Annotated in this window: 10 protein-coding genes; 5 read left to right on the top strand and 5 right to left on the bottom strand. The window is 60.7% G+C overall.

What is annotated here, in order from left to right:
- Positions 1 to 389: 389 nt before the first annotated feature.
- Genes HMPREF2604_RS05750 through HMPREF2604_RS05765 form a run of 4 tightly spaced genes read right to left on the bottom strand, consistent with a single transcriptional unit; the run spans position 390 to position 4,606 of the window.
- Positions 390 to 854 (bottom strand): VanZ family protein, encoded by a 465-nt coding sequence (locus HMPREF2604_RS05750; RefSeq protein ID WP_070563974.1) that lies wholly within the window; start codon positions 852 to 854, stop codon positions 390 to 392.
- Positions 855 to 882: 28 nt separating this feature from the next.
- A complete protein-coding gene (locus HMPREF2604_RS05755; RefSeq protein WP_070563956.1) occupies positions 883 to 2,217 on the bottom strand; it encodes an MFS transporter in 1,335 nt (444 codons plus the stop codon).
- Positions 2,218 to 2,222: 5 nt separating this feature from the next.
- A complete protein-coding gene (locus tag HMPREF2604_RS05760; RefSeq protein ID WP_070563959.1) occupies positions 2,223 to 4,400 on the bottom strand; it encodes a heavy metal translocating P-type ATPase in 2,178 nt (725 codons plus the stop codon).
- Positions 4,401 to 4,405: 5 nt separating this feature from the next.
- A complete protein-coding gene (locus HMPREF2604_RS05765) occupies positions 4,406 to 4,606 on the bottom strand; it encodes a heavy-metal-associated domain-containing protein (RefSeq protein ID WP_070563962.1) in 201 nt (66 codons plus the stop codon).
- A gap of 146 nt (positions 4,607 to 4,752) precedes the next feature.
- Between HMPREF2604_RS05765 and trxA the strand changes: the two genes are divergently transcribed.
- The gene (gene trxA / locus HMPREF2604_RS05770) at positions 4,753 to 5,118 is read left to right on the top strand and encodes a thioredoxin (protein WP_070563965.1); all 366 of its coding nucleotides are present in this window, start codon (positions 4,753 to 4,755) and stop codon (positions 5,116 to 5,118) included.
- 154 nt (positions 5,119 to 5,272) lie between these two features.
- Complete coding sequence (locus HMPREF2604_RS05775) at positions 5,273 to 6,067, top strand: PspA/IM30 family protein (protein ID WP_070524228.1); 795 nt, start codon at positions 5,273 to 5,275, stop codon at positions 6,065 to 6,067.
- A 113-nt stretch (positions 6,068 to 6,180) separates the two neighbouring features.
- On the opposite strand, the gene HMPREF2604_RS05780 is transcribed toward HMPREF2604_RS05775, so the two are convergent.
- Positions 6,181 to 7,419 (bottom strand): NYN domain-containing protein, encoded by a 1,239-nt coding sequence (locus HMPREF2604_RS05780; protein ID WP_070561790.1) that lies wholly within the window; start codon positions 7,417 to 7,419, stop codon positions 6,181 to 6,183.
- 225 nt (positions 7,420 to 7,644) lie between these two features.
- On the opposite strand from HMPREF2604_RS05780, the gene HMPREF2604_RS05785 reads away from it, so the two are divergent.
- From HMPREF2604_RS05785 to HMPREF2604_RS05795, 3 genes are read left to right on the top strand one after another with little or no spacing between them, the layout of a single operon-like run.
- Positions 7,645 to 8,019 (top strand): GntR family transcriptional regulator, encoded by a 375-nt coding sequence (locus tag HMPREF2604_RS05785; protein ID WP_070533746.1) that lies wholly within the window; start codon positions 7,645 to 7,647, stop codon positions 8,017 to 8,019.
- Positions 8,016 to 8,816, top strand: coding sequence for an ATP-binding cassette domain-containing protein (locus HMPREF2604_RS05790; RefSeq protein WP_070563968.1), 801 nt, complete (start codon positions 8,016 to 8,018; stop codon positions 8,814 to 8,816). Before HMPREF2604_RS05785 ends, HMPREF2604_RS05790 begins: the two co-directional genes overlap by 4 nt.
- Positions 8,816 to 9,802 (top strand): hypothetical protein, encoded by a 987-nt coding sequence (locus tag HMPREF2604_RS05795; protein WP_070563971.1) that lies wholly within the window; start codon positions 8,816 to 8,818, stop codon positions 9,800 to 9,802. The genes HMPREF2604_RS05790 and HMPREF2604_RS05795 overlap by 1 nt, the downstream gene beginning before the upstream one ends.
- The last annotated feature ends 281 nt before the right edge of the window (positions 9,803 to 10,083 follow it).

The following is a 10,083-nucleotide window of genomic DNA, read 5'->3' on the forward strand; positions in this document are numbered from 1 at the left end:
TTTGTCCTCACGGATTTTGAGGTTGTATGAATCAGTTCCATTGAGGTTGAGACCTTCCACCATCGAAACAAGTCGAAGCGCGCTAGTTGACGTCAAACCAAACTTAGATCATGGGTGGATGAGAAATGTCACTCTTAACACCTCAATATCGTCATCGCAGCATTAGCCAGGGCACACCTGATGGAAACCCGCAGTGGTTACTCCAACAAACGCCTCGTGAGAACACTCAAGAAATACCGCAACTTTTGATTCGTTGTTGGCGGCGAAACCGTCCACGCCGCCGTACCACCTCCACTCGGCCTCACCGTCACCATCCAAGCAATCACCGGCCAAGAACTCTCGCACTAAGTTGGTCTAAGTCGGGTTCGTCAACATGGCGCACGGTTAAATTACAGGTCCACCACGGCGTTGGGGTCACCCAACCGTGGGCCGAGAATGACTAAGACTAGGAAGACGGCTGCTGCGGCGAGTGCGAGCCACCGCCACACGGGGAAGAAGCGCTCGCCACACAGCCGGGCAAACCCTGCTCCGATCAGCGCGCCGAGGGTATTGAAGATGAGGTCATCGATATCGGTGCGCCCCAGGGCGAAGGCGTACTGTGCTGTCTCCAGCGCCAGGCTCAGCGCGAAGCCCCACGCGGCCGTGGCCTTGAGTGAACGGCACATGCTGAAGACGAGCATTCCGAAGGGAATGAAGAAAGCGGTATTGCCCGCGTACTCAAAGAGCGGGCCAAACCAGGTGCCGCCGGAAAACTCATCGAGCGGAACCAAGCGCAGATCGCGGACACGCTGGTTCTCTGGCTTCCAGAGGTAACTAATCTGAAAGAAGGACTTCAGCGTAGTCAGCGCAACCATGACCGCGACCCACGCGCCAAGGGCGACCCTATTGAGCAAGGGTCCTACCCTTGAATTCTGGCAGGGTCAGCGCCGCGACAGCAGCGGTGCCGAAGGCGGCCGCGAAGAGGACGAAGAGCCAGCCCGTTCCTGCCACCGCGATGAGCGGCGGAACGATGAGCGGCGCCAGGATGGATGCGAGCCTGCCGAAGCCGGCGGCAGCACCCGTACCGCGCCCGCGCAGCGCGGTGGGATAGAGCTCGGGACCGATGGCGTACAAAGCACCCCACGCGCCCAAGTTGAAGAAGGACAGCAAACAACCGGCCAGGATGATCGTGGCCTCAGTGCTGGCAAAGCCATAGAGACCTGCGGAAAGCGCGGAGCCCACGAGGAAGGCAGCCAGCGTGGTGCGGCGCCCCCATACTTCGATGAGCCAGGCCGCGGCGGCGTAGCCGGGCAGCTGGGCCAGGGTGATAATCAGCGTGAAGCTGAAGGACTTCACCAGGGAGAATCCGTCGGCGACCAGCAGCGAAGGAATCCAGATGAAGGCGCCATAGTAGGACAGGTTGACGCAGAACCAGATGGTCCACAACGCGAGAGTGCGCCCGCGCAGGGACGGCGACCAGATGCTGGCGGCGGTGACGTCTTCCTCGGAGTAGGTCGGTGCCGGGGTCGTGCGGTCGATGTCCGTCGAGTCCACCTCTGCCTCAAAGGAGGCGACGATCTCCTCTGCCTCCTCGTGGCGGCCTTTCGACTCTAGGAAGCGCACCGATTCCGGCAGGTGGAGGCGTACGAAAAGTGCATAAAGGGCGGGGACCATGCCGAGAGCGAGCGCCCAGCGCCAGCCGCTTTCCGACGCCCCCACAACAAACGTTCCAACTACCGCGGCCAGGATCCAGCCCACCGCCCAGAAGGCCTCCAGCAAGACCACCATGCGCCCGCGGACCTTGAGCGGGGCGAACTCGGAAATCAACGTGGAGGCCACCGGCAGCTCGGCGCCCAGGCCGAGTCCGATGAAGAAGCGCAGGACGATGAGAAGCGTGAGGCCTGTCGCCAGGGCGGAAGCTCCCGTGGCGAGGCCATAGACCAGCAGCGTCAGCGCAAAGACGTGGCGGCGGCCGAACTTATCGGCCAAGAGGCCGCCGAAGGTAGCGCCCAAGGCCATGCCGATGAAGCCCACGGACGCCAGCCACGAGGATTGGGTCGGCGTGATTCCCCAGTGCACGGCCAAAGCTGCCATGATGAAGGAGATGAGGCCCACGTCCATGGCGTCGAGCGCCCAGCCGATGCCGGAGCCGAAGAGGAGACGTTTGTGTTTTCCAGTGACGGGAAGGCGGTCGAGCCTCTCCGTGCGAGAGATAGAGCGATGATCAAGACGATTCATGCAGGCTAAGCATACTCTGACGGATGAAAGCTTTTCAGGCGCAAAGAGTTACTGACTACAAAAACCGAACTCAACGCCATGGCTATACCCGCGAAAAGGGGGTTGAGCAGGCCAAAAGCGGCAACAGGTAGAAGAATAATATTATAGGCGAAGGCCCAAAATAGGTTGCCTTTGATGATGCGCAGGGTACCGCGGGCCAGGCGTACGGCATCGGCGACGGAGCGCAGGTCGTTATTCATCACCGTGATATCAGAGGCCTCGATGGCGACATCAGCCCCAGCACCCATCGCGATGCCGAGGTCCGCCTGTGCGAGTGCCGCGGCGTCGTTCACGCCATCGCCGACCATGGCCACGGTCTTTCCTTGCTGCTGAAGCTGGGCTACAGCGTCCACCTTGTCAGAGGGCATAACCTCTGCTGTCACGTTGGCTTCATCAATGCCTACCGCCCGCGCCACCGCGTGGGCTGCACTGGCATTGTCCCCTGTGAGCAGATGGGGTGTAAGGCCTAGGTTCTGGAGGGCGGAGATGGCGGCGGCTGCGGACTCCTTAACGCGGTCCTGTAGCTCGATGGTCCCCACCACGTCATCCGCCGCGTAGACGCCGACCTGCGTCCCAGTGCCGTCGTAGCCCGCAGGCGGGCGTCCCACCCGCACGCGGGTACCTTCAACGGTTGCTTCGATCCCTTGGCCCGCTAGCTCGTGGTAGTTCTCGGCTGCAGGGGTGTTGCCGTCGTAAGCCGCGCGGATGGCTCGCGCGATGGGGTGCTCGGAGCCCTGCTCCACGGCGGCAGCAAGACGGAGAACCTCCTGCTCTGAGTGCCCCGCAGTGGCCTGAACCGCCGCTACTGACATCTGGCCTTCGGTGATGGTGCCCGTCTTATCCAGAACGATGGTGTCGATCTGGCGGGTCGATTCGAGGATCTCCGGGCCCTTGATGAGTATTCCCAGTTCGGCGCCGCGCCCGGTGCCCACGAGGATTGCGGTGGGCGTCGCCAAGCCCATGGCGCAAGGGCACGCAATGATGAGGACGGAGACGGCGGCCACGAAGGCCGGGGCAACTCCGCCGACCCACAGGTGCGCTAAGAGCGCGAGGATAGCGATGCCGATGACGATGGGCACGAAGACAGCGGCGATGCGGTCGGCGAGGCGCTGCACTGGGGCCTTCGAGGTCTGGGCTGCGGTGACGAGCGCGCCCATCTGGGCAAGGACGGTGTCGGAGCCGACGCGGGTGGCGCGCACCTCAAGCCGCCCGGAGGCGTTGATGGTTGCGCCCGTCACCGTGCTGCCGGGTGAAACCTCAACCGGCAACGATTCGCCGGTGAGCAGGGATTCATCTACGGCGGAATGTCCGTTGAGGACCACGCCATCAGTGGCGATCTTCTCACCGGGACGAACCACAAAAACATCGTCCACGTGGAGATCACTGGCAGGAATGCGGGTTTCGGTGCCGTCGCGAAGCACGGTGGCTTCTTTAGCCCCCATAGTCAGCAGCGTGGTGAGCGCCTCGGAGGAGCGGCCCTTTGCCTTGAGCTCAAACCAGCGCCCAAGCAGCAGGAACGTAATGACCATCCCCACTGATTCGAGGTAAATGTGGTCCATCTGCGCGTCATTGGAACGCAGCGTCATATGCATGGTCATGCCGGGCATGCCGGCGTTGCCGAAGAAGAGCGCGTAGAGCGACCAGCCAAAGGCGGCGGTGGTGCCCAACGTGATGAGCGTGTCCATCGTGGCGGCGCCGTGCTTCAGGTTGGCCCACGTGGCGCGGTGGAAGGGCGCGCCTCCGATGACGTAGACGAGCGTTGTGAGTACCAGGCAGGCCCACTGCCAGTTCTGGAATTGGAGGGCCGGGACCATGGAGAGGAGCATCACGGGCAGCGAGAGCGCCGCAGAGACGAGCGTGCGCTGCAGGATGTCGGAAGCCTCACCCTCGCGGGCGGTGTCCGCCGTGCTTGCCGACGCCTCCCCCTCATCGTCCACCGCAAAAGCCCCGTAGCCTGCGCCTTCGACGACGTCGATGAGATCGGCGGGGGTTGTTGTGGCTGGGTCATAGCTCACGGCGGCAGATTCCGTGGCGAAGTTGACCGTGGCTTCGACGTTGTCGAGCTTGTTGAGCTTGCGTTCAACTCGGGATGAGCAGGAGGTGCAGGTCATCCCGGTGATACCGAGGGTGAGGCTGGTGGTCATGATGCTTAGGCCAACTCGTAGCCGGCTTCGGCGATGGCAGCGGCGACCTGGTCATCGCTAAAGCCCTCACCAGTCACGGTGACGGCGCCGGTGGTGTGGTCAGCGGTAACGTCGGTGACGCCCTTGATCTCCGAGATCTCTTCCTTCACGGAGAGTTCGCAGTGGCCGCAGGTCATGCCGTTAACGGTGTAGGTGGTGGTGCTCATGGTCGTGATCAGACTCCTTGAGTAGTGGGTAGATACACCGTTGAGCGTATACCCCCTAGGGGTATAGGTGCAAGGAATAATTGGGCTTTGTGTACCGTTGAGAGTTGAAAGAACCTACAAATTTCCCGAAACAGATAGGAAGAGACATGGCAACGATTGACATCACTGAAGAGACGTTCCAGGAGACCATCTCCGGCGATGGCATCACTCTCGTGGATGCCTGGGCGGAATGGTGCGGTCCGTGCAAGCGCTTCGGCCCGGTCTTTGAGAAGGCATCCGAGGAGCACCCTGATGCCACCTTTGCCAAGCTGGATACCGAGGCAAACCAGGACCTTGCGGTGAAGCTCCAGATCCAGTCCATTCCGACGTTGATGGTCTTCCGCGATGGCATCCTGGTTTTCCGCGAGGCTGGGGCCCTGCCGCCGGCAGCCCTGGAAGATCTCATTAGCCAGGTCAAGGCCCTCGATATGGATGAGGTCCGCGCCCAGGTGGAGAGCCAGCAGGCCGAATAATTCCGGATAGTTCGTCTATAAGGCGGTCGAGATGGGCCGCTGCGCGCGCTTTCCTGTGAGTATCGCTACACTCGCAGGAAAGCGTCTTTACATATAAAGCACTAACGAGCGCTGCATTGATTACTGCTGCAGGAACCACTAAGGAGTGAGCGCAATGGCAAACCCATTCAGCAAAGGTTGGAAGTATGTGATGGCTTCTTTCGATCAGAAGATCGATGAGAACGCTGATCCCAAGGTTCAAATCCAGCAGGCCGTGGAAGGTGCAAAGGAACAGCACCGCCAGATTTCCGAGCACGCAGCGGAGATTATCGGCCGCAAAACCCAGCTGGAAATGCAGCTCAACCGCCTAGTGAAAACTCAGAAGGACTACCAGGATCAGACGCGCCGGGCCTTGGAGTTGGCGGACGCTTCCGAGGATCCGCAGAAGGCCGCCGAGTACAACCAGGCAGCGGAGGTTGTGGCGAGCCAGCTGGTCGCCGTAGAAAATGAGCTGGCGAATCTGAAGTCCCAGCACGAGGCTGCCGCGCAAGCGGCGGAGCAGGCAAAGGCCCAGCAACAGCAGTCGGAGGCCCGACTGAAGGAGCAGCTCGCGCAGGTGGACCAGTTGCTGTCCCAAGCCGATCAGGCGGCGATGCAGGAGAAGAACGCTGAGGCTCTGGACTCCATGAATGAGCTCAAGCCGGATGACTCGACGCCTACGATGGATTCGGTACGCGCCAAGATTGAGAAGCGCTACGCTGATGCGCTCGGCGCCCAGGAGCTGCACCAGGCAGCTGGTGGTAGCCGGATTCAGGAGATTTCGGCGGCGGGACACGATATGGCCGCTATGTCCCGCTTGGATGAGATCCGCGCTGAGATGGCCAAGAACAAGGAGCTGGAAGGCTCATCCTCCAAGACCATAGAGGAGCTCGAGGCCGGCGCCGAAGCCAAGGACGCTGAGGATAAGTAGTAGCCAGCGCGAAAAGGGGCCTTCTGGAGCAGGCCGCATTCTGCGGCCAGGGGATTTCACCACCCCGCGCTCCAGAAGGTCCCTTTATTAAGGTCCCTGTGCGCCTCGACGGTCTAGCTGCCCTGGCGGCGGATATTGATAAGCACGCCGCGGATGCCGGAGTGGAAGCCATCGCGGAGGTTCACGCGCTGGGTTTCGGTGAGCGTGTACTCGTGCAGAGTCTCGCAGGCGAACTGTAGCAGCGGACGGTCGATCTCCGGCGGCAGACCGCCGCCGGAAAGGAGATGGGCTTGGTCGCGCTGATCGGCGCTCGCGGCGTTGTCGAACCACCACGAGGCATATTGCTGCCCCACGTCAAAGGGGGACTGGAAGCCGGCGGAGCTCCACACTTCCTCGGGGAGGGGAACATACTTCGAGCGCAGCTTGCGGCGCGGCGCCATCATCGACGGCTTGGGCGCGGCCGGTTTGGGGGCAGGCTTCGGGGCTTCGGAGCCCGTTTCCTCTTCTGCGTCCGCGGGCTTCTGATCCGCGGCGCTGGGCTTTGTGGCTTGTTCGCCGCAGGGGGCGGGCTCCTCTTCGTCGGCGGGGGCGCTCGGTGCTGCCGACTCTGGGTGCGAGGCGGTGGCAGCCACGTCTTGCGCCGCGGCGGAAGGTGTTGCCGGCCCAGGCTTTGGCGCAGAGGGGAAGGCAGCTTGTGCTTCGGTAGGTTCGTCGCACTCTGGGGCGTCCTCGGTGGCGGAATCGCTAGCGTCTTCGCTTCCTTCTCCGGTGCTCTGGGGCTCGCGGATGGTCGGCGGCAGCGGGCCTTCAAGGACCTCGAGCTCCATCGCGTCGGCGAAGTCCTCCCGCGGATCGAGGATCGTGGTGGAGTCGCAGGCATGGCGCAGAGCTGAAGACATGGAGTCCCAACCGAAGCCATAAAGGTGCACGCGCACACCGTTGTTCACGGCTTCCTGGACCCCGGGAATCATGTCTGCGTCGCCGGAGACCAAGACGAAATCCGTGACTTGGCCCTTCATGGCGGAAACGATCATATCGGCGACGAGGCGGGTGTCCACGGCTTTCTGGGTTCGCCGTTCGCCCCATTCGATGAGTTGACCGGTGCGCAATTGGACGCCATCGCAGACCCGCAGCGCTCGCTGGTAACGGTGGGGGCCGGTATCGGGGATTCCGTCGTACCAGTATTGGCGGTGGATGGGGTTGCCTACTTGGTTCTCAATCATGGAACCAAGGGAGCTGACTACTTCGGGTAAATCAATCTCTAGCTGGGCGCGGGCCCCCGTCTCCCAAGAGTTATAAAAGCTGGCCAGTAGGTATGACGTGTCAACGAAGACAAGTGTTCGTTCAAGCATGGCTCCTAAATTCCGTTCTATTTCTTCTAACTAATTTTCTAGGGTCACTTCTGTGAGATCTTCCAGCCTAGGGCCGGTGTAGTCCAGTGTGCCCCATTAGTCACAAAACGTCGATAACCCCGAGGAAATTCCCAGGTCAATGGCGTTGCCCAAGGGGGGCTTGCGAGGGTTTCGGTGTGGTTATATGGTTAGTTACATGAGTAACCAACCAACGAGGAGGCCGGCATGGACAACTCTGCCCAGCCGCTCTTCCGGCAGATAGCGGTGCTCATCGAGGACGCCATTATTGAGGGCACTCTCGCCGAGGGTGCGCAGGCGCCATCCACTAATGAACTTGCCGCCTTTCATAGCATCAACCCCGCCACTGCCCGCAAGGGGCTGACCCTCCTCGTAGATCTAGGAATCCTGGAAAAGCGCAGGGGGATAGGAATGTTTGTCACCTCAGGTGCAGCCGAGAAGATCCGCGCGCGGCGTCGCCAAGAATTCGCGGCCGAGTACGCCGCGCCGCTTATCGACGAAGCCGTGCACCTGGGCTATACCCGCCAGCAACTCCACGACCTCATCGACCTTGTCGCAGAAAGCCGAGGACTCTACTCATGATTTCCACTCCGCACTTCACCTTCAGCGACGGCCTTACGCACGGCCTCGTCGGCCCCAATGGCATTGGCAAAACCACCTTGATGCGTAAAATCGCCGGTCAGCTGAATGCTTCCGGCATCACCGTCGATGGTGACAAGCCTTACGACAATGAAAAAGTCCTCAACAAGATCGTCCTCATGGGCATTGATAACCCCCTGCCTGAAGGCTGGAATATGAAGAAGGTCTTCACGGTATGCAGCCTGCGCTGGCCCACCTGGAACAAGACGCGCGCCGCGGAACTGGTCGAGCGCTTCGAGCTTCCGATGAAGAACTACTCGGGCCTCTCCCGCGGGCAAAAGTCCGCGGCGAGCTTCATCGTTGCGGTGGCTTCGGGGGTGCCGTACATGCTTCTCGACGAGCCCTATCTCGGCCTCGACGCTTCCAAGCGGGAAGTATTCTATGAGGTCTTGCGCGAAGAGCATGGTCGCACCATTATCGTCTCCACCCATCACCTCAACGAGCTTTCCGGTTTGCTTGATACCGTAGCCCTGATGGGGGAGAACCCGCTCTCCGGCCCCATCGATGAGTTTATCGAGGGCGTCGTCCAGCTCACCGGCTCTGCCGAAGCCCTCGACCGCGCGTTGGGGCGCTTGCAGCTCCCGGTGCTCGAGCGCGAAACCTCCGCCGTGGCGGACCGAGCGCTTGTCGACGCCCGCCCCAACCACACCGCCAGCGTCTTTGCCATGGCTCAGGAAATGGGGCTGCGTGCCACCGAGGTATCCCTCGAACAGGCAGTTCTGGCATTGGGGGAGGCGTGATGAAGCTGTATAGGCATATGGCGCTGAGCTGGAATAGCCTCTTCTTTGCCCTGTGGTTCGTCGTCTTGCCGGTGATCGGGATGGGCAGCGGGCGAGGGTGGGCCATCGGCTACTCACTCTTTATGGTGCTTACGGTCTATCTATCCCAGCCTGATTTCTCCCGCTATCTCACTTTTGGCCTCAGCTCGCGTATGTGGAACGGGCACCGGCGCATCAATGCCACCCTGACGCTTTTGTTGATTCTTGTTAGCGCGCCCTTAGCCTTTCCGTGGTGGGTTCTCATAGCGCCAACGGCAGCGTGGATTTTCTGCATGGCCAAGCGCGTCGAGCCATCACGACTGACCACTAGCTCCCTCATCGTAGGTAGCGATGGTGATTCTTCGACGGGCTGGTTCTCAGCGTCCCCGGTTTCGCAAATTGTGGTGCGCCCCCAGGTGCGCGCCTGGATGTGGACGGCGATCGGCATCGCCCTCGCGATCGCGGTGAACCTCGTGTTGATCAAGCTGTGGGATACCGGCGTGGGCATCGTGGGTGTCATTGTTACGTTGATTGTCCTGCCGCTAGTGGCTGATTCAATCCGCAGCTCACTCAAAGATGCAGTGGCCTTTGGACTGCCGCGCGGTGTGTGGGCCAAGGTCACTTTGCTGTGCACGGCAGTCCCCGTGGTCCTATCGGTCTTGGCCGATCTTGTATCCATGATGTGGACCGGCAATCCAGCCGGATTCACCATCGTGTGTCTTGCAACGACGTCACTACTTTTAACTTTCGCCATTACCGACAAACTGACGTGGCTCTACACCACTGCGCTAGCGGGAGTAATCGCCGCACTGTTCATAGCGTGGCTTATCAATCCCAGCGTTGCGATGGGGTGGGCGCTCACAGGGATGGCAATCATCTACGTCGTGTGGGTTGCCGTATATCCCCGGATGGCGAAGAGGACCAACGTGTTTAGCCCGGGGCTCATGGGCTGGTTTGGGGCACGCTGAGAGCCAGCCAATGTCTGCGTAAAAAGCTTGTCTTTGTGCACTTCAAGAAGGGGTAAAAACCTTCATTGAAGTGCATATTTGTGTTTTATCAAGGCCGTGTGTAACTTTATATGAGTCAGCGCGACCGACAGCGCCCCACAGGAACTGAGGTTCTTGGAGAGAGGCGGTAGGAAAACAGGCCCTGACAAAAAATGTTTTCTTTACTCACAGTACTGCGTACCGTCAAAGGCGTTCCGTATGACTGTGTGGTGACGATGTTTGAGAACTCAATAGTGTGCCAA

Origin of the sequence: Corynebacterium sp. HMSC055A01, assembly GCF_001809405.1 — a bacterium.
Classification (GTDB): domain Bacteria; phylum Actinomycetota; class Actinomycetes; order Mycobacteriales; family Mycobacteriaceae; genus Corynebacterium; species Corynebacterium hesseae.